The sequence below is a fragment of the Pontibacter indicus genome (assembly GCF_900156345.1).
GTDB lineage: Bacteria > Bacteroidota > Bacteroidia > Cytophagales > Hymenobacteraceae > Pontibacter > Pontibacter indicus.
The window spans coordinates 550380-570001 of sequence record NZ_FTPP01000001.1 but is presented as its reverse complement, the minus strand read 5'-3'; the positions used below and the strand labels follow the sequence as shown (position 1 = coordinate 570001).

General features: G+C 51.7%; 14 protein-coding genes and 1 pseudogene. 8 read left to right on the top strand and 7 right to left on the bottom strand.

The window, feature by feature from the left end:
• Nucleotides 1-32: 32 nt before the first annotated feature.
• Both B0B12_RS02415 and B0B12_RS20185 read right to left on the bottom strand, forming a co-directional pair.
• The gene (locus tag B0B12_RS02415) at nt 33-470 is read right to left on the bottom strand and encodes an acyl-CoA thioesterase (RefSeq protein WP_076665902.1); all 438 of its coding nucleotides are present in this window, start codon (nt 468-470) and stop codon (nt 33-35) included.
• Nucleotides 471-852: 382 nt separating this feature from the next.
• The gene (locus B0B12_RS20185; protein ID WP_170871806.1) at nt 853-1029 is read right to left on the bottom strand and encodes a hypothetical protein; all 177 of its coding nucleotides are present in this window, start codon (nt 1027-1029) and stop codon (nt 853-855) included.
• Here B0B12_RS20185 and B0B12_RS20775 point away from each other — a divergent pair.
• A pseudogene (locus tag B0B12_RS20775) lies at nt 982-1095 on the top strand (hypothetical protein); the annotation flags it as partial. The gene B0B12_RS20185 and the pseudogene B0B12_RS20775 sit on opposite strands and share 48 nt — an antisense overlap.
• 66 nt (nt 1096-1161) lie before the next feature.
• Entirely contained in the window at nt 1162-5148 is a 3987-nt protein-coding gene (locus B0B12_RS02405; protein WP_170871805.1) for a DUF7619 domain-containing protein, read from the top strand.
• Between the two features lie 45 nt (nt 5149-5193).
• Here the strand turns inward: B0B12_RS02405 and B0B12_RS02400 are convergent, their stop codons facing one another.
• Both B0B12_RS02400 and B0B12_RS02395 read right to left on the bottom strand, forming a co-directional pair.
• Nucleotides 5194-5388, bottom strand: a complete 195-nt coding sequence (locus B0B12_RS02400; protein WP_076665899.1) for a hypothetical protein — start codon at nt 5386-5388, stop codon at nt 5194-5196.
• Between the two features lie 150 nt (nt 5389-5538).
• Nucleotides 5539-7707 carry a glycoside hydrolase family 97 protein gene (locus B0B12_RS02395; RefSeq protein ID WP_139337754.1) on the bottom strand — a complete coding sequence of 723 codons (2169 nt, stop codon included), beginning with the start codon at nt 7705-7707 and terminating at the stop codon, nt 5539-5541.
• A 170-nt stretch (nt 7708-7877) separates the two neighbouring features.
• On the opposite strand from B0B12_RS02395, the gene B0B12_RS02390 reads away from it, so the two are divergent.
• Nucleotides 7878-8156, top strand: a complete 279-nt coding sequence (locus tag B0B12_RS02390) for a GNAT family N-acetyltransferase (protein ID WP_076665898.1) — start codon at nt 7878-7880, stop codon at nt 8154-8156.
• Between the two features lies 1 nt (nt 8157).
• Here the strand turns inward: B0B12_RS02390 and B0B12_RS02385 are convergent, their stop codons facing one another.
• Both B0B12_RS02385 and B0B12_RS20180 read right to left on the bottom strand, forming a co-directional pair.
• Nucleotides 8158-8388 (bottom strand): hypothetical protein, encoded by a 231-nt coding sequence (locus tag B0B12_RS02385; protein ID WP_076665897.1) that lies wholly within the window; start codon nt 8386-8388, stop codon nt 8158-8160.
• 99 nt (nt 8389-8487) lie between these two features.
• A complete protein-coding gene (locus B0B12_RS20180) occupies nt 8488-8694 on the bottom strand; it encodes a hypothetical protein (protein WP_170871804.1) in 207 nt (68 codons plus the stop codon).
• 454 nt (nt 8695-9148) lie between these two features.
• Between B0B12_RS20180 and B0B12_RS02380 the strand changes: the two genes are divergently transcribed.
• Nucleotides 9149-10759, top strand: a complete 1611-nt coding sequence (locus B0B12_RS02380; RefSeq protein ID WP_076665896.1) for an alpha-amylase family glycosyl hydrolase — start codon at nt 9149-9151, stop codon at nt 10757-10759.
• Nucleotides 10760-10928: 169 nt separating this feature from the next.
• Here B0B12_RS02380 and ligD read toward each other — a convergent pair whose 3' ends face one another.
• Nucleotides 10929-12479 (bottom strand): non-homologous end-joining DNA ligase, encoded by a 1551-nt coding sequence (gene ligD / locus B0B12_RS02375; protein ID WP_076665895.1) that lies wholly within the window; start codon nt 12477-12479, stop codon nt 10929-10931.
• An 819-nt stretch (nt 12480-13298) separates the two neighbouring features.
• Here ligD and B0B12_RS02370 point away from each other — a divergent pair.
• The 4 genes from B0B12_RS02370 to B0B12_RS02355 all read left to right on the top strand — a co-directional run bounded on the left by B0B12_RS02370 (nt 13299) and on the right by B0B12_RS02355 (nt 19593).
• Nucleotides 13299-13760, top strand: a complete 462-nt coding sequence (locus B0B12_RS02370) for a GbsR/MarR family transcriptional regulator (protein ID WP_076665894.1) — start codon at nt 13299-13301, stop codon at nt 13758-13760.
• 71 nt (nt 13761-13831) lie between these two features.
• A complete protein-coding gene (locus B0B12_RS02365; RefSeq protein WP_244554567.1) occupies nt 13832-15184 on the top strand; it encodes a TolC family protein in 1353 nt (450 codons plus the stop codon).
• A gap of 17 nt (nt 15185-15201) precedes the next feature.
• Complete coding sequence (locus B0B12_RS02360) at nt 15202-16254, top strand: efflux RND transporter periplasmic adaptor subunit (RefSeq protein WP_076665893.1); 1053 nt, start codon at nt 15202-15204, stop codon at nt 16252-16254.
• Nucleotides 16255-16413: 159 nt separating this feature from the next.
• Complete coding sequence (locus B0B12_RS02355) at nt 16414-19593, top strand: efflux RND transporter permease subunit (RefSeq protein WP_076665892.1); 3180 nt, start codon at nt 16414-16416, stop codon at nt 19591-19593.
• The last annotated feature ends 29 nt before the right edge of the window (nt 19594-19622 follow it).

The following is a 19622-nucleotide window of genomic DNA, read 5'->3' as shown; positions in this document are numbered from 1 at the left end:
TTGTCCGGTAGTCCTAAAAGATAGGTATAGCCCTACCTCTCCAACTCCACATAATCGGCGCTACGCGGCAGTTCCAGAAAGTGCTGCGCCAGTTCTTCCGGCAGCACGGTTAGTTTGCGCTTTAATACATCCATCCAGGCGCCTTCCACTTTTATCACAGCTGCTTTTACACCGTCTTGCTTGTAAAGTTCGTGGCGCAGCGCCCAGCGGGACCCGTCTTTGCGGCTGGCTGTCAATTCTGTCTTGATGGTGATCTCCTCGTTAATGCCTACCTCCCGCAGGTAGGAGGTTTCTTCCCTGAACAGGATCGGCCCGATGTGCAGTCGCTGAAAGGTTTTCAGATCCATTCCCAGCTCTTCCAGGGCTTCGATACGGGCCTGCGCCGCGAAATCGGCATAGGCGGAGTGGCGCATGTGCATGTTCGCATCCAGGTGCGACCACATTACTTTGTTGGTGTAGGTATGGGGCATAGTTAATGAATTATCGTGAGAATGAAGTTTTAATGGTAAAGTTAAGATTTGCGGTTATAACACAGGTTGTTTTTTATTTACTGCTCTAGCAAATCAGCTAAGATAGCGCTAAGTTTATGCGCTAATTGCTAGACTTACAGACTTATAACACCGTCTTTAAAATCACTCTTCAGTGCCTATGAGAACAACTTTACTATTGACCCTGTTTATATTACTTTTCTCAAATCCTGGATTAACTCAAACAAACCTGCAGGAAGAATACATCCGGACGAAATTCATGGGGCTCACACTACAGGACCCATCGGATTTCGATATCGCTCCTGATGGAAAAATCTATGTCCTGGATCTCTTCAACGTTAAGGTCTTTAGTCCTAAAGGCGAATTACTCAAAGAGCTTTATCTTGACGATACCTATGCAGGCAGTGGAATTGCCACTGACAACCAAGGACATTTCTTTGTATCCAGGCCCAATAACCAAGTCTGCAAATACACCGTTGAGGGCAAATTGGTCATGTGCTTTGGTAGTGCTGGTAAAGCTCCAGGTCAGTTTGTTAGTCATGGGGGTATAGACCTTGATGCAGAAGGTAATATCTACGTAGCAGATGCAGGTAATTACCGCGTGCAAAAGTTCGATAGCAAAGGGAAAATCTTGAAGGTATATGACAAATTAGAAATAGGTCCAGAAGCGTATATGGAACCCTACAAGATCAAAATAGATGCTAACAATGACCTGAACATAGTAGGGGTACACTGGTATAAACGAATCAAACAAAATGGCACACCCGATCTGCTTATTAACGGTGGTTTTATACAGGATATGGCCTTTGATGCGGAAAAAAACATCTACTTAACGGCTGTTCCACTAAATGAAGGCCAATACATTACCAAGTACAGCTACACCGGCGACACATTAGCAACCTATCTGAACGAAGGAACAGAAGAAGGTAATTTATCAGGACTCTATACTGCACTGTCCACAGACCCGGAACATAACCTTTGGGTGATGGAATATACTCCTCGTAGCTTGAAAGGGAGAATTCACAAGCTTTCACCAACGTTCGAGTTCACACTTACTTTCGGTGACGCTGGCGACGATAACAAGAGTAAAGTTAACATGAACTTTTCCTTGCGGTTCGATAATAATGGGAATTACTACAGCTATCACGATGGCAAGCTAAACCTGTATGATAACAGCGGCAATCATGTAGGCAAGCTCAGAGGGAAAGGCGGTTCGGACTATGATCTTTTTTCCATTAAAGATATGGCATTCGATAGTCAGGAAGCTGTTTATGTTTTAGCGGAGAGTAGCGACGGACTGGTGCATAAATTTGCTCCCACAGGCGAATTTACCAGCATCCTGTTGAAACAGCCTTTACTTCCGGAGGGTGGCCACTTTTCCCCCAATAGGATCCTACTCGACCGTGCTGACAACTTATACCTGATTGGGCAAAACCGCTGTCTTAAATATAACCTTTCAGGAGAACTAATCGGGGATTTTGCTTTTGAGTTTCAAACCGGATTGAACGGTAGCCTCTACCCAATTCATGATTTAAGGATGGATGCTCTTGGGTTCTTCTACGCTATCCAGGACCAACATGTCACAAAATACAATCAAGTAGGTAAAGTAATTACCAAATTTGAAGTGCTGGCTCCAGGCAGGCATTACGAGGCTGGCCGTGCTAGATTGGACATTGATGACTATGGTTTCATATATGTTGCCGATAGATTGGCCGTCAGGAAATACAGTGCTTCCGGAAATTTAATTGCCTCCATTCCGGATAAATACCATCTGACAGGCAATCCAATCATTCCTGACTTCCGGGTTAACAAAGATGGCAGCAAGATCTGGACGGCAGTAAAGGATTTTGGTCATTTCAATAATATTCTGATCTACCAAAATAAGAATGCGGTGAACACTCCCTTACCAAATCTAATAACTGGTTCTATCTATAATGACAGCAACGCTGATTGTGTGCAGGATAAGGAAGAAGCAGGTATGGGAGGTATGATTGTAATGGCCACGCCGGGTCCTTACTACAGCAAAACCAACAGTTACGGACAGTTTAGTCTACAAGTTCCTCCTGGAGTGTATACTGTAAATCAGATCTTACAGGATCAAAATGGAAAACGGATGCATCAGATCTGCCCGCAACCAGCAGATGGACAAATTGTTGACTTATCACAAAAAGCAGGCGCAAAGACTACAGTGAACTTCGGCAACCGCGTCACCCTCTCCCCCCACCTTGCAGTAAGTGTTTCGTCAAACAGAAGACGTCGCTGCTTTGAAAGCACGACGACTGTTAAGTACAGCAACACAGGATTCGCCATTGCCCCCGACGCCAAGGTATACCTGCAGCTGCCCGGTGAGGTAGAGCTGCTCTCAGCCGATAAGCCCTATACCTTGCTGAAAGACGGCACATACGAGTTCTCCGTGGGCGATTTGGCGGCGGGCCAGCACGGCACCATCACCATCCAGGATTTGGTCACCTGCGGCGACGAGTCGGTGCGCGGCCGCACGGTCTGCACCCGCGCCTGGATCACGCCCTCCAACAACAAGCCGGCTGAGCCCACCCCGACCATCTCCATCACCGGCCGCTGCCATGCCGAGCTGGGCATGATCCGCTTTGTGGTGCGCAACACCGGCACGGCCGACATGGACCAGTACGAGCTCTTCCGCAAGTACGCGAATGGAGAACTGGCCTCGCAGGAGCAGTTCCGCCTGGCCGCCGGCGACAGCCTGGTGCTCTGGGTGCCCTCGCTGGGCTACACCTGGCGCCTGGAGGCCGACCAGCCAACGGGCAATGGCGACAACACCACGGCCAGCGTCACCATCGAGGGCTGCCCCAGCGAGGCGGCAAGCTCGGTGAGCACCGGCATGGTCAACCTCCTGCCCACCGACGACGAGGAGGCCGAGAAGTCGGAGGAGTGCATGCCCATCACCGACTCCTACGACCCCAACGACAAGCTCGTCACGCCCGTGGGCCGCACCGGGGAGTTCTATACCCCGACAGGTTCTGAACTGAAGTACAAGATCCGCTTCCAGAACACGGGCACCGACGTGGCCTACCGCATCGTGGTGGTGGACACCCTCTCCGAGCACCTGGACCTCTCCACCCTGCAGCTGGGGGCCACCTCCCACCCGAGCCGCGTGGAGGTATCGGGCAAGGGCCGCCCCGTGCTCACCTGGACCTTCGACAACATCATGCTGCCCGACTCCACGGCAGACGAGCCTGGCAGCCACGGCTACATCCTCTTCAGCATCAAGCCGAAAGCGGATTTACCGGTGAAGACCCTGGTGGAGAACTTCGCCGACATCTTCTTCGACTTCAACTCGCCCATCCGCACCAACATCACCCAGAACCGCATCTACAACATGCCGCCGGTGGTCAATGAAGCGGTGCGCGTGCACCTGGAGGATGTGCTGGCCACACCCGGTATAGCAGGCTTCTTCCCTAGTGCTGGTAAGTTTGGCAGTGAGGTCACCATCACCGGACAGCGCTTCGCTACAGTGCCAGGCAACAACAAGGTATACCTGAACGGCAAGCCGGCCACCGTGGTGAGCGCCACCGCCACCGAGCTGAAGGTGCTCGTGCCGACAGGCGCCGCCACTGGTAACCTAAAGGTCATTACCCCGGACGGCGGCGTGACCTCCGCTGACAGGTTCCAGGTATACCAGCCGCCGGTGCTGGCCTCCTTCAGTCCTGCGGAAGGGATGGTGGGCCAGACTGTAACAATCACGGGGGAGCACCTGCAGTCGGATATGATCGAAACGGTGAAGCTGGGCGAGCTGACCTGTGAGATTGTGAGCAGCAGCGCCAACATGGTAACGGTACGCGTGCCGGCAGAAGCTACAACAGGCGCTTTCCGGATTAGCACCAAAGGCGGCGAGACGTTGAGCAGCACGGCCTATACCGTGTGGTACGCCCCCGGCATCACGGCCCTGAGCAGGCAGAGGGATATTATGGGCGCCAGCGTTACAATCACGGGTGAGAACTTTGCTGCAGACAAGACGCGCAACAAGGTGCGCTTCGGCAGGGCAATGGCCGAGGTACTGGAGGCCAGCCCGAGACAAATGACCGTGCGCGTGCCCGAGGGCGCCGAGTCCGGTTTCATCTCCGTGGAGACCCCTGGCGGGAAGGCTACTACTGCTACTAGATTCGAAGTTATTCCGGGTCCGAGGTTTAAGGCCATGCAGCCGGCCAGCGGTACGGTCGGTACCGTAGTGGAGATCACGGGCGAGCACTTCGGCATCATGGGCCAGCAGGATGTGATCCGCTTTAACGGAAAGGAGGCGCTGGTGCTGGAGAGTGCCGGCGACAGGTACAGGGTGCGCGTGCCGCGCGGTACTACTACCGGCAAGGTGACCATCACCGGCTTCGGCGGCCAGGCCCAGAGCAGCGCGGATTTTGTGGTGGAGGAGCTGGCCCCGGCCGAGGCCATCAGCGTCTACCCCAACCCGAACAGCGGGCAGTTCACCGTCAGCCTGCGCCACGCCGACTTCGACGTGCAGCAGATGGAGGTATACGACGCGCTGGGCAAGCGCCTGCACCAGACGCACATCACCGGGCCGAGACCCGAGGCAGTGGAGATAAGCCTGCCGACTGCCAAAGCCGGCCTGTACTTCCTGCAGATCCAGACCGAGCGCGGCACGATCACCAAAAAGCTGACTGTGCTGTGAGAGCCTTGTAATTGCAGGGCCAGCACAGTCAGCTTGGTTTAAGCATTAAGCGGCTTCGCTTCGTTCGTCTTCCAGCGTTTTGATAGCATCATAGAGGGCTGGGCTGGCATCTTGTAGTTTGTCGATCACAGACGCCAGATCGTAAAACTTTTCCGGCTTCACTTCGGAGCTGTTGGCGAAGGCTTTTAAAAGCGTTTGGAGGATTTGGGTATAGTTCTCTTCAAATTCGTCTGGGTTCATAGGTAAATTGGCTAAAAGTTTACATATCAGTAAGATACAAATTACACGTCAAAATAATTCGTTTTAAGACAAAAAAAGCGCCGTACATTTCTGCACGGCGCTTTTTTTGGTTTATGTTCTTGGTCGAAAATTCCTTTGTTTAAAGCTAGCTTACAGTTTTTTCAGGCCTTTCTGCTCCTGCTTGCTACCCTCTTTCACGCTAACGGCTACACCACCACCTGAGGCCAGGTGCTGCTTCAGAACGCTCTTCGAGTTCACGAGCACTTTGCGGATCTCGTACTTCTGTGGGTTCTTGTTCCAGCTGGCGTCTTTGGCATCGGCGTAAATGGTTGCAATGTAGGTTTTGCCTTTTGGCAGGTAATCGAAGCGGATATTGGCCGTGCGGGTGTTCTCGTCCGTAATGCCACCGATGTACCACTCGTTCTTGCCTTTTGCTTTACGAGCAATCGTTACGTAATCGCCCGGCTCAGCTTCCAGCACCCAGGTATCGTCCCAGTCCACGGCTACGTCTTTGATGAACTGAAATGCATCCGGGAAGCGGGTATAGTTGTCTGGAATATCGGCGGCCATTTGCAGCGGGCTGTACATGGTCACGTAGTAGGCCAGTTGCTTCACCAGCGTGGTGTTCACGCGTTGCTCGCCGCCGTGGTAGTACGACAAATCTGTCTGGAATATACCTGGGGTATAGTCCATTGGGCCGCCCATCAGGCGGGTGAAGGGCAGGATTGTGGTGTGGTCCGGTGCCAAACCGCCCATCGCCTCGAACTCAGTGCCGCGCGCCGACTCCTGCGCCAGCCAGTTCGGGAAGGTGCGGTGCAGACCAGTTGGGCGAACCGCCTCGTGGCTGTTGATCAAGATCTTGTACTTGGCTGCTGTGCGGGCCACGTGGTTGTAGTGATTCACCATCCACTGGCCGTCATGGTGCTCACCACGAGGGATGATCTTGCCTACATAGCCTGTCTTCACGGAAGTATAACCGTGATCATTCATAAACTTAAAAGCATCTTGCAGGCGACGCTCGTAATTGGTGGCAGAGCCCGACGTCTCGTGGTGCATCATCACACGCACGCCCTTCGACTCGGCGTATTTCTGTACTTCTTTCACATCAAAATCCGGATAGGCCGTTACGAAATCGAATACCTCCTCTTTCCAGTTGCCAAACCAGTCTTCCCAGCCGATGTTCCAGCCTTCGATCAGTACGGCATCAAAGCCATGCTCAGCAGCAAAATCGATGTGTTTCTTCGCGTTCTCGGTCGTCGCACCATGGCGTCCGTTTGGCGTTAGTTTGGTGAAGTCATCCGTCAGCTTCACGTTTGTTTCAGTGCCGTATGCCCAGGAGCTCTTGCCAGCCACAAAGTACTCCCACCAGATGCCGATGTACTTCACCGGCTTGATCCAGGACACGTCTTCGTATTCGGTCGGCTCGTTCAGGTTCAGTATCAGTTTAGAGGCCAGGATGTCAGTGGCTTTATCGCTCACCACAATCGTTCTCCAGGGCGTATGGGTTTCGGTCTGCATGTAGCCTTTGTTGCCAACGGCATCCGGCGTAAGGTGCGAGCTGAACTTAAAGGTTTTCGGGTCCACGTTCAGCTGCATGGCCGGGTAGTTGAGCAGGGCCGCTTCGTGGATGTTAATGTAGAGTCCGTCCGACGACTTCATCATAGAAGGGGTTTGCACCGCCAGCGTTTTGATTGGGAACTGGGCGTGCACATCGATGGTCGCCTTCTGCATCAGGCCCGGAATCTGAGAGATCTGCGAAGTGGTATAGGCATACTCGTTCGTGTCGTAGTCTCCCGGAATCCAGAAAATCTTGTGATCGCCAGTGAGGTTGAACTCCGTGTGCTCCTCCTTGATGATGAAATACTTCAGCTCCGGCTGCTGCGGAAATTCGTAGCGGAAGCCGAGTCCGTCGTTGAACAAACGGAAGCGAATCTGGATATGGCGGTCCTTGTGCTCTTTCTGGCTGAGGGTTACCAGCAACTCGTTGTAGTTGTTGCGTATGGTTTTCTGCTCGCCCCAAACCGGCTCCCAGGTGTCGTTCACAGAATTCTGCTCGGTCTTGGTTACGGTAAAACCGTTCATCATAGAAGGCACATCCTTCATTTCAAAGCCCATCTTACTCTGCTTGATCACCGGCTTCTTTTTGTAGGTCAGCTGGTAGGTGGGCACCCCGTTAGCTGCCAGTTCAAAGGTCATCGACAAGTTCTTGTTCGGGGAGGTGATGGTCTGCGCCTGTACCAGCCAGGTGAACAGGAACAGGAAGGTAAAGAGGGACAGTCGCCTGTAGATGCGACCGATCAGGTTAGCGTTTTGATGCATATCTTATAAAGGGTGTATGGTGAAGGACCGCTGATTGTACTCTGTCAACCCTCCACAGGTTATATTTATCTGTCTACAAAAATACATTAAAAATTATTTAGTAGCGAGGGAGCCTTTCTAACACCTTCTTTCACACCCCGTATACCTGAAGCAAACACAACTATACTCCCATGGAAATCATACACGACGAAGAGGACACCCGCTTTTATATTGTGCTGGAAGGTGGCGAGGCCGAACTTACTTATTCTATCACCGACCAGGGGCATATGGATTTTGACCATACCTATGTACCCGAGCAGCACCGCGGTCAAGGTATAGCTGACAAATTAGTAAAGGAAGGGTTGGAACATGCACGGGCTTGCAAATGTCAGATAGTACCCTCCTGCCCCGTAGTAGAGGCCTATGTGAAACGCCACAAGAAGTATGACGCCATCGTGCAATGGGATTAGGCTATACCTGCTGTTCCGTTTTTTGCGGCCGGAGCAATAGCCAGATAATCAGACCAACCGGCCATACCATCAGCAGGACCATCAGCGCCACCAGCCAGGGAGATTTGCCTCGCCTCCGGGCATCTTGGTAGGACCAGATCACACTCCAAAAAATAAACACCAGCAGTACTATACCTACGATAATGCCGATCAGACCCAAGCCTGCCAGAAAGGATGTGTAGCTTTGCTCCATAGTCGTATTTGTACCTAATTTATAACGCAGGTTGTGAGATGCGGTTGAGAAAATGGCGCGAGCGTCCACGCCTGTGTCTACTTTATAGGGGCCTCTGGTCTAGTGGCAGGTATACCTATACCTTGCTGATGTAGCAGTGTTGTAGGTATAGCAACCTGTACTGCTTTGTAGCTTCGCCTGTGCGGCGGGCACCTTCTTTTTGTCTTGACACAAAAAGAAGGCAAAAAAGTCAAGACCCTCCAAACTCGCTGACCGCTCGAACAGTGGAGTGTCATTTGGTGCACCTGGCACCGCTACTTTTTTCATCGTAAGCGTGCAAGTTAGTCTTGCTATACCTGCCAGTGAATTTTAACAGGTTCTAAAGCGCTTATACCTGACAATTGGTAACGGCAGAAATTCCCCTCCTGGGAGGAGAAGGGGTGGGTTATCGCTAATGCTTAACCTGACTCAACCAAAATCCTTTCAGGATGACAATTAAAAAAGTAGTAGCTAAAAGTCCCCCTTCGAAGGGGGCAGGGGGATGACAATCGTTCCCAAATCCTCTACGAATGGGCTCGGGTATTATAAATTGTGAACCAGAATCCTGCTAATCCCAAAATCCTAATCCACACAATTCAGCAGACACTCTCAAGTCCAGAAAACACTGCGAGGTAAAACTTACATCACCCCATCTATCCTATACCCTCCCAAGAGTTTACCGTACACCAAACCTTATTACGTGTATAATCTACAGCCAATTGGCACACCAAACAGACAAACTATGAAAGACAAACAGCATAAATACCTGTGGTGGCAGGAAGGCATTATTTACCAGATCTACCCCCGTTCGTACCAGGACAGCGACGGTGACGGCGTGGGCGACTTGCAGGGCATCATCAAGCGACTCGACCACATCCAATCGCTGGGTATAACGGCCATCTGGATTTCCCCGATCTTCTCCTCTCCCATGGCTGATTTTGGCTACGATATTTCCGACTACTGCGACATTCATCCGCTGTTCGGCACGATGGAAGATTTCGACGAATTGCTCGAAGCTGTGCACGACCGGGGTATGAAGCTGATTCTGGACCTGGTGCCGAACCATACCTCCAGCGAGCACCCCTGGTTCAAGGAATCGCGCTCTTCGAAGGATAATCCGAAACGCGATTGGTACATCTGGCAAGATGCCAAAGAAGACGGCTCCGAACCGAACAACTGGCTCGCTATGTTTGGAGGCAGTGCCTGGGAATGGGACGAGAAAACACAGCAGTACTACTACCACGCTTTCCTGAAAGAGCAGCCCGACCTGAACTGGCGAAATCCCGAAGTGCAAAAGGTTATGATGGATGTGATGCGTTTCTGGCTCGATAAGGGTGTAGACGGATTCCGGGTGGACGTGATGTGGCACATGATCAAGGACGACCAGTTGCGTGACAATCCCATCAACCCAGACTATAAGCCCCACCAGGCTACATACGAAAAACTTATACCTGCCTATTCTACCGACCAGCCCGAGGTGCACGACATTGTGCACATGATGCGCGAAGTACTCGACAGCTACGATGAGCGCATGATGATAGGAGAAATTTACCTACCCATCCATAAACTGATGACTTACTACGGCACCGACCAGAATGGAGCGCACCTGCCTTTCAACTTCCTGCTGCTCTCTACTGACTGGGATGCTACTAAAATCGCCTCTAATATCAACCAATACGAGGGCGCCCTGCCCGACGGCGGCTGGCCCAATTGGGTATTGGGCAACCACGACCAACCCCGCATTACGAGTCGGGTAGGTATGGAACAGGCACGTGTCGCGGCTATGCTGCTGCTTACGCTTCGCGGAACACCAACGATCTATTATGGTGATGAAATAGGGATGCGTGATGTGCCTATACCTGAAAACGAGGTGCAGGATCCGCAAGGCCTCAACATGCCCGGTCTTAACCTGAGTCGCGACCCGCAGCGCACGCCAATGCAGTGGGACAGCAGCGAAAATGCCGGCTTCAGCAACAACAAGCCCTGGCTGCGACTGCCTGATGACTACCGCCGTGTGAATGTGAAAGCACAGCTTGATGACAAGTATTCGACCTACACGCTCTACAGGCGCCTGATCAAACTGCGCCAGGAAGAACCGGCCCTGCATATCGGCGACTACCGGCCTGTGGAGGCCAAGGCTCCGCTTCTGGCCTACCTGCGCTATACCTCCGATCAGCGCTTCCTGGTCCTGCTCAACCTGAGCCACAAGCCCTGCCACTTCGCACCGGAGCATTTCAGCTTCGAAGGCACAATCGAAATCGATACCCTGCCCGAGCGGGAAGGCGGGCGGGTGAGCGGACACGTCAGTTTAAGTGGTGATGAAGGGATGATCATCCGGCTGGATCAATCCTGATCAGGGTATAGCGGGCCTTCTGAATCAACAACAGGATCAGGAAAACAGAGCTATACCTAAAGTTGGGCTAATGAAAGCAAAGGCATCTGCGGAATAGCAGATGCCTTTGGTGGTTGTACTGATCAGAACAGACGGTCAGTAAGTTTAAGCGAGTGATTTAAGGTATAAGTTATTTTGCTTCAAGTTTCTTAAGGCATGCCTCCAGGTCTACCCCCTCTCCCAACACGCCGCTGAAAATATCACCCAACTGACGTACTCTGTCCGGCATGTTCAGGATCGTAAAATCACTTGGTCGCAGACCGGACTTTACCTCGTCCCAACGAAGCGGAGCCGAAACCGGGGCGCCTGCCCTTGGTCGGACACTGTACGGAGCCGCCACTGTTTGCGCAATGGCATTCTGCAGAAAATCCAGGTAGATCTTTCCTTTGCGCGAAGCTGGGTTGCGCTCCATGCTCGTTAGGGTGGGCAGCTGATCGTGCACCATCCGGGCTACGGTATGCGCAAATTGCTTTGCTAGTTCAAAGGTATACTTGGCACCCAGTGGCACGTAGAGGTGCATGCCCGTAGCACCCGATGTTTTCACACAGCAGGCTGCACCGGCCTTATCCAGCACCTCCATGGTTACCAGCGCGGTTTCCACTACTTCGTCATAAGGATTTTCATCCGGGTCGAGGTCAATGACCAGGTAATCCGGTTTGTCCAGGTGGGCCAGACGGGAGTTCCAGGGGTTTAACTGTATACAGCCCAGGTTGTTCATGTAAGCCAGCGTTGCCTTGTTGTCGCATACCAGGTAGTCGACCTCCTTGCCTGTAGACTCCGCATGCAGGGCCACGGTGCGTACCCAGTCGGGTGTATGGTCGATGTCCTTCTGGTAAAATCCGGGTTTTTCGGCCCCGTTCGGGTGGCGCAACAGCGACTGCGGCCGGTCCTGCAGGTAGGGCAATAGTACCTCCGCTATACCTTGATAATAAGCAATCAGGTCACCTTTTGTGATGCCTTCGGCGGGCCAGTAAAATTTATCGAGGTTACTGAAAGAGACGACCTGCCCACCTATATTCTTCTCCTCCCTGCTATCACCTTCTTGGCTCTTGTCAGGTGAGAATTTGGAAGACTTCTTTGCTGAAGTGGCTTTCTTAGGATTAACTTTTTGACGCTTTTTAGCTGGCTTGGTAGCCTCGATACCGTCTAAAAAATCCTCACTGTTATAAAGTTCGGTCACTGCCGCTTCATCTTTCTTTTTCACCAGGAGCCAGGCCCCTTTCTGACGCCCTTTCATTTTGATGAGGCTAAACTCACCCCGCAGCTTTTTCCCTTCCAGCACAAATTGGATACTGCCTTCCTGCAGACCACGCAACAGGTATTCTTTCTCCTTCTCAGGATCATCGGTTTCAGTCGAATGGTAGGTACCCTCGTCCCAGATGGCCACACGGCCGGCACCGTAGTTCCCTTCAGGTATAACACCCTCAAAAGTGCGATAGGAAAACGGATGGTCTTCCACTTCCATGGCCAGGCGCTTGTCGGCCGGGTTGAGTGAGGGCCCTTTGGGAACCGCCCAGCTTTTCAGGACGCCCTCCATCTCCAGTCTAAAGTCGTAATGCAGGGTGGAAGCTTCGTGCCGCTGCACCACAAATCGTAGTTTTCCTTTGCCGTGTTGCTTTTTCCCGGCGGGCTCCGGCGTCTCGCCGAAGTTCCGCTTAGCGTTATATTTATTGAGACTCATAACTTGTCAGGAAGTATGCATTTTGATAGGAATGGCACCAGATTCACTGGTTGTTTCATGTAATTGAAGTTTGCGTACATCGTCTATTTTGAAACTATAGTCTAAAGTAGCCTTGTATACTTTCATCCACCCTAAACTAGGGGATGCATTCGAGATTGTTTTCATCGTTTTTAGATCAGGTATAACAAACGTCGGGGTACGCTACTTAGCTTGAAACGTAAGGGATAGGCATTCGTTTTCTGTAACGGCCCCGACGCACCAGGTCGGCTTAGAAGCTGGATAGAAGAACCAATGCTATCAACTTAAACAAAGCTCTTTCGGATTTGTAATCCTACTTACTTAACTGCTCTTCTGGATTTGCAATCCAGAAACGTATACTATGAGGATTTGCAATCCGATTTACTACATGTAACCCCTCTGTCTACCTTGAAAACACAGAGGCGGATTACAAATCCTGATAACAGCATTCTTTCGGATTGCAAATCCGAAACAGCTTTGTGGGCCCCTACCCCGGAGCTTAAGCCTTCACAACTTGCTCAAAAGATCCTTGCAGGATGACAAAAGAAGAGAATGAAACGACCCTGCTCTCAAGGAGAGAATCACCCAGACCCTAACGGCTATACCTATTCATACTTTAAAACTTAACTATCTCATGCTCTTACCCTAACACAAAGGTTCAATTTAATTGCTAAACACATGCTCCAAACAGCCTAGGTATGCCTTAGGAAATAAATTCAAAAATTTTGGTTCTGTAAATTATGAACTAATGAAACCATGTGTTACCTTTGTAGCGTTAAAGCCTTAAAAGGAAAGTAAATTATGACGCTTACTGAACAACAGCTTAGCCTGATCGAGGAATTTGGGGTGTACCAGGAGAACAACGGTTTCCAGCCTGCCGTGGCGCGGGTGATGGGACTACTGCTCGTCTGCGACCGTCCTGAACTCACGTTCGATGAGATCAGCGAAGCGCTCAGCATCAGCAAAAGCGCGACTAGCAATGCGCTCAACATGCTGCTCAACACAGGTCACATCGAGTACACGACCTTCCCCGGCGACCGCAAGCGTTATTTTCGCATCAAGTCTTCTAACTGGAGTGAATTCTTTGTCAAGAAAATGGATGATCTGAGTTATCTCAGCACACTGCTGAAACGTGTGCTGGATGTAAGAAAACGGGACCTTCCCATTTACGATGCCAAATTGAACGACTTCATCAGCTTCCTGGATTATATGAAAGACAGAATGCCTTCTCTGATTGAAGAGTGGCAGAAGTCGCGCAAATAATTTTTTTTTATCTCCATAGTTCACTTTATCCTGAACTTACTAGTTACATCTAAACACAATAAACCAACAACGTGAAAATCAAATATTTAGTAGTCGGATTGGCCATGCTCTCCCTACGGCCGGTTGTGGCGCAGGAAAAGCCGGATGTGCGGACGCTGAGTCTGCAGGAGGCCATTACGTATGCGCTGGAGCACAACGAAGACATGCAAAAGGCTTCGTACGACCAACTGAGCGCCAAATACATGGTGAAAGAGGCCAAAAGCAATGGTTTACCGCAGGTAAATGCCTTCGGTAACTTTAATATGTACCCGGCCATCCCGGTACAGGTAATCCCGAACGTGTTTGAGGGCAAGCCAGACGAGATGATTCCGGTGCAGTTTGGTACCAAGTACAACGCGAACGGCGGTATTCAGCTGTCACAGTTGTTGTTCAACCAGTCTTACTTTGTAGGATTGAAGGCAGCCAAGAGCAGCGAAGACCTTTACCGTCTGCGCAAAACCATGACGGAAGAAGAAGTGATGTACAACGTAAGTTCATCTTACTTCCAGATTCTGCAAACGAAAGAGCAATTTGAGATCATCAACGCCAACCTGGCCCGTCTGGACCAATTAGGCAAGATCCTGCAGCTTCAGTACGAAAACGACCTGGCCCGCAAGGTGGATGTGAACCGCATCAAGGTAAACAAAACCAACCTCGAAACGCAGCTGCAAACACTGACCAGCGCGCTCGACCAGCAAATGAATGTGCTGAAGTTCTTTATGGGCATGCCGCTGGAAGAGGGCATTGCCTTGACGGATGCCAGCATTTTGCTTGACACAGGCGTTACGGCTTTCAACAGCAGCAAAGACCTGGTGCAGGGACAGACGCAGCTGGAGTTGCTGAACAAGCAGTCGGAGTTGACGGAGCTGCAGATGCAGAACATCAAAGCAGGCTACTACCCTACCCTGGCTGCCACCGGCACTTACCAGTACAACGCCATGCGCAAGGAGTTCAACTTCTTTGATACCGACCTGCCTTGGTTCAAAACGGCCATTGTGGGTGTGCAGCTCAACATCCCAATCTTCGACGGCATGCGCAAGCACTCCCAGATCAAGCAAACGGAGTATACGCTGAAATCGCTGGAGGCGGACCGCCAGAAGCTGACCAAGAACCTGGAAGTTGAACTGGAGAACTCCATCAGCCAACTGCAGAACAGTTCATCGTCCATCGCGGCGCAGGAACAGAATGTGGCCCTGGCACAGGAGGTATACGACACAACCAACGACCTGTACAAAGAAGGCATTTCCCCGCTGACTGACCTGCTGGAGGCAGAAGTAAGTCTGCGCGAAGCCAAAACAAACCTGAACAACGAAATGCTGAAGTATCAGCTGGCCCAACTCGGCTACCTGAAAGCTACCGGCGACCTAAACACATTAGTTAAATAAGCATCACAAACAACAAAATGAAAAAGCTGATTTATATCGTAGTCGTAATCGTGATTTTGGGCGCCATTGGCTACAAGCTGATGAGCAACAAAGAGCAAATGGCCGCCAACGCCGCCGTTGCCTCCATAAAGAGCGATGCTATACCTGTTACCATTACCGAAGTGGCCTCCGAGAAGCTGGACAAGTCTTTTACTGCACAAGGTAACTTCGCCCCTATCCAGAGCCTGACGCTGCTGTCCGAAACACAAGGCCAGATCAAGAGCGTGCTCAAGCGCAAAGGCGACAAAGTAAAAGCTGGCGAACTGCTGCTTCAGGTAGAAAGCAACACCATGGCTGCCGACCTGGCCACTGCACAGACCAACGCCGAGAAAGCCAAGCGTGACCTGGAGCGATTCGAGAACCTGGCAGCAGGCGATGCGATCACCAAGCGTCAGCTGGAAGATGCGCGCCTGAATGCAAAGTCTACGGAAGGTCAACTGGTAGCTGCCCGTCAGCGCCTGACCAAGACCCGCATCACGGCTCCTATCAACGGCGAGATCAACGAGATCTATGTAGAAGTAGGTTCATACCTGAACGCTGGCACCAAGCTGTACGACATCGTGAACGTGGACAAGCTGAAACTGAAAGTGAAGGCTTCTGAAAGCGAAGTGCTGTTGATCAACAAGGGCGACAAAGTGAAAGTAAAAGCTGACGCCGGATCAGGCCAGGAGTACGAAGGCATCGTGACAGCCATTGCCGCACAGGCCGACCCTACCCTGAAGTTTGACGTGGAGGTGGAAGTGAAAAACGCTGCTAACAACAACCTGCGCGCAGGTATGTACGGCACCGCTTTCTTCGAAGTGGCCGACCAGCGCGACGCGATGCTGTTGCCACGTGAAGCCATTGTGGGTAGCATCCAGAATCCAAGCGTGTTTGTGGTAAAGGATGGCGTGGCCAACAGCCGCAAGGTTAGAGTAGGCGTGGTAACGCAGGACAAAGTGGAGATTTTGGACGGTGTGCAGCCTGATGAAAAGATTGTACGCAGCGGCCAGATCAACCTGCGCGAAGGCATCAAAGTGTCGGTGCTGTAATTCAACTATGGCGCGAGCCTCTTCGCTCGTGACAAGCTATAGCAAGGCCTCTGGCCCAGTTTATAGTTGCAAGCGGCCAAAGGCCGCACCATACTAAACACGAGCGAAAACGCTCGCGCTAGTGAATAGCATAAACTTCTTTCTTCAGAAAATTTAGAAATGAACATAACCAAAATATCCATACAGCGATCGACCTTGGTGGTGGTGGTCTTTACCGTCCTCACCCTGCTCGGGGTAGCCAGCTACCAGTCGCTCAACTACGAACTTCTTCCGAAGTTTAACCCGCCGGTACTGACCATCTCTACCATCTATCCGGGTGCCTCCCCTAACGAAGTGGAGAACTCCGTGACCAAAGAGATCGAGGAAGCCCTGTCGGCACTCGAAAACGTGAAGACCATGCGTGGCACCTCGCTGGAGAGTTTCTCCATTATTGTGGTGGAACTGAACCAGGGCACCAACGTGGACCTGGCCCTGCAGGACGCCCAGCGTAAGATCAACACCATCCTGGCCAACCTGCCGGATGATGCGGAATCGCCGACGCTGAACAAATTCGACCTCGATGACCTCCCGATCATTAAGATGGGTGCTACGGCCAACATGTCGCCAACGGAGTTCTATGACCTGATCGACAAAAAGATCAAGCCGGAGCTGTCGCGCATACCAGGTATGGCCGCCATCAAAATTCTCGGTGGTCAGGAGCGTGAGATCAAGGTGAACATCGACGCCAACAAACTGGAGGCTTACAATCTCTCCATCCTGCAGATTCAGCAAAAAATCCGCAACTCTAACCTCGACTTCCCGACCGGTAAGATCAAGCAGGAAAGCGGTCAGACGCAAATTCGTCTGGCTGGTAAATTCCAGTCCCTGGACCAGCTGCGTAACCTGATCGTGCGTGAAGATGCAAATGGCATTGTTCGCCTGGCCGACGTAGCCGAGGTACAGGATACGCAGAAAGACATTGAAGTACTGACCCGCGTGAACAGCAGCCCTTCGGTGGGTATCACTATCCAGAAGCAGTCGGATGCAAACGCCGTGGAGGTAAGCCGTCTAACAAAAGAAGCACTGGCCAGCCTGGAAAAAACCTATGCTGATGTGGGTCTGAACTTCAACATCGCCAACGACTCCTCTGATTTTACCCTGGAAGCAGCTGATTCCGTGATCCATGACTTGGTAATCGCGGTAATCCTGGTAGCGGTGGTAATGTTGCTGTTCCTGCACTCGTTCCGTAACGCCGTGATCGTGATGATCTCTATACCTGCGTCATTGGTAGCGACCTTCATTTTCATGTACCTGTTCGGCTACTCACTTAACCTGATGTCGCTGCTGGCTCTTTCGCTTGTAGTAGGTATCCTGGTGGACGACGCCATTGTGGTAATTGAAAACATTCACCGCCACATGGAAATGGGCAAGAAGCCGGCACAGGCCGCTTACGACGGTATCCGTGAGATCATGGCGACTGTAACGTCGATCACACTCGTAATTTCAGTGGTGTTTATACCTATTGCCCTTTCTTCGGGTCTGGTGTCGGACATCCTGCGTCAGTTTGCCGTGGTGGTGGCTGTTTCTACGATGATCTCATTGTTCGTAGCCTTTACCCTGATTCCGCTGCTGGCCAGCCGTTTCTCAAGACTAGAGCACTTGTCTGACAAAAATATCTTCGGACGTTTCATCCTGGCCTTCGAGCGATTCCTGGACCGCATCATCGATGGCTTCACGGCTGCTTTGAAGTGGGCTTTCAACCACAAACTCATCACCCTGGGTGTGACGATGATCTTGCTGGTGGCTTCGTTTGCACTAGTACCGCTTGGCTTTATCGGTTCGGCCTTTATACCTGCCGGTGACCGTGGTGAAGTGAGCTTGCAGCTCGAGTTGCCAAAGAACGCCACAGTAGAGCAAACCAACTTTGCAACCCGCCAGGTAGAGCAATACCTGGAGACTTTCCCGGAAGTTAAGAAAGTATTCACCACGGTAGGTACTACCTCATCAGCCCAACAGGGTCAGAATACGGCCTACAAGTCGGAAGTGTCGGTGACGCTGGTAGACGTGAAGGAACGTACTTTCAGCACCGACCAGTTCAGCCGTCAGGCCAAGGCCGATATTGAGAGCAAACTTCCAAACGTGGAAGTAACACCGGTGCCGGTTGGTCTGGTAGGTAACTCACAGGCTCCTATCCAGCTAATCATCTCAGGCTCAAACCTGGACAGCGTGATGGCTTTCTCGCAAAAAGTAATGCGCGTTGTAGAGGGTGTGTCTGGTACAGCTGACGTGGAAATGTCGGTAGAGGGCGGTAACCCCGAGATTGAAGTAGTGGTAGACCGCGATAAGATGGCCAATGTAGGCCTGTCGCTGGAGAACGTAGGTGCGAGCATGCAGCTGGCCTTTAACGGTAACTCTGACGTGACTTTCCGCTCCGGTACTGAAGACTACGACATCAACATCCGACTCGACGAGTTTGACCGTCGCAGCGTAACCGACATCGCCAACCTGTCTTTCGTGAACAACACTGGACAACTGGTGCGTCTGGGTCAGTTTGCCGACATCCGCCAGTCTACAGGCCCGTCGCAATTGGAGCGCTACAACCGCGTGACGTCTGTGAACGTGAACTCACAGGTAATCGGTCGTCCTTCAGGCTCGATCGGTGCCGAGATTCAGGAGAAGCTGGCAGCAGTGGAAACCCCGAAAGGCGTGAGCTACGAGTTTGGCGGTGACATGAAAAACCAGAGCGAAGGTTTCGGAACGCTGGGTATCGCCTTGCTGGCTTCGATTATCTTCGTGTACCTGATCATGGTGGCGCTTTACGATTCATATGTCTATCCGCTGGTGGTTCTGTTCTCTATACCGTTGGCGATCATCGGTGCCTTGCTGGCCCTGGCGCTTGCCTCACAGGCCCTGAGTATCTTCTCGATCCTGGGTATCATCATGATGATTGGTCTGGTAGCGAAGAACGCCATTATGGTGGTGGACTTCACCAACAAGCTGAAAGATGAAGGCGTGGAAGTGAAGGAAGCCCTGATTGAAGCGGTGAGAATACGTTTCCGTCCGATCCTGATGACGACGCTGGCGATGGTGATTGGTATGTTGCCGATCGCGCTGGCAGGTGGCTCGGTGGCTGCGACCAAAAACGGTCTGGCCTGGGCCCTGATCGGTGGTCTGAGCTCATCGATGTTCCTGACCCTGATCGTGGTGCCGATCATCTACTACGGCTTCGACCGCATCCTGGCCAAGTTCGGTTGGGATAAGAAGACCAAGATCGAGCTGGAAGAGAAAACGCTGGAAGAACTGGAGCACGAAACCAAAGAACTCGAGGAAAAGAAAATGGCACATGAGTTTGTGCATTAAGATCCTAATGTAACTCCCCTCTCCTCCTG

Coding starts and splice junctions, on each gene's coding strand:
- B0B12_RS02415 (WP_076665902.1), bottom strand. CDS start 470: ATGCCCCATACCTACACCAACAAAGTAATGTGGTCGCACCTGGATGCG.
- B0B12_RS20185 (WP_170871806.1), bottom strand. CDS start 1,029: ATGACTAACAAACTGACCTGGAGCTTTACCAGCACTACCAAAGCACAT.
- B0B12_RS02405 (WP_170871805.1), top strand. CDS start 1,162: ATGGAACCCTACAAGATCAAAATAGATGCTAACAATGACCTGAACATA.
- B0B12_RS02400 (WP_076665899.1), bottom strand. CDS start 5,388: ATGAACCCAGACGAATTTGAAGAGAACTATACCCAAATCCTCCAAACG.
- B0B12_RS02395 (WP_139337754.1), bottom strand. CDS start 7,707: ATGCATCAAAACGCTAACCTGATCGGTCGCATCTACAGGCGACTGTCC.
- B0B12_RS02390 (WP_076665898.1), top strand. CDS start 7,878: ATGGAAATCATACACGACGAAGAGGACACCCGCTTTTATATTGTGCTG.
- B0B12_RS02385 (WP_076665897.1), bottom strand. CDS start 8,388: ATGGAGCAAAGCTACACATCCTTTCTGGCAGGCTTGGGTCTGATCGGC.
- B0B12_RS20180 (WP_170871804.1), bottom strand. CDS start 8,694: ATGAAAAAAGTAGCGGTGCCAGGTGCACCAAATGACACTCCACTGTTC.
- B0B12_RS02380 (WP_076665896.1), top strand. CDS start 9,149: ATGAAAGACAAACAGCATAAATACCTGTGGTGGCAGGAAGGCATTATT.
- ligD (WP_076665895.1), bottom strand. CDS start 12,479: ATGAGTCTCAATAAATATAACGCTAAGCGGAACTTCGGCGAGACGCCG.
- B0B12_RS02370 (WP_076665894.1), top strand. CDS start 13,299: ATGACGCTTACTGAACAACAGCTTAGCCTGATCGAGGAATTTGGGGTG.
- B0B12_RS02360 (WP_076665893.1), top strand. CDS start 15,202: ATGAAAAAGCTGATTTATATCGTAGTCGTAATCGTGATTTTGGGCGCC.
- B0B12_RS02355 (WP_076665892.1), top strand. CDS start 16,414: ATGAACATAACCAAAATATCCATACAGCGATCGACCTTGGTGGTGGTG.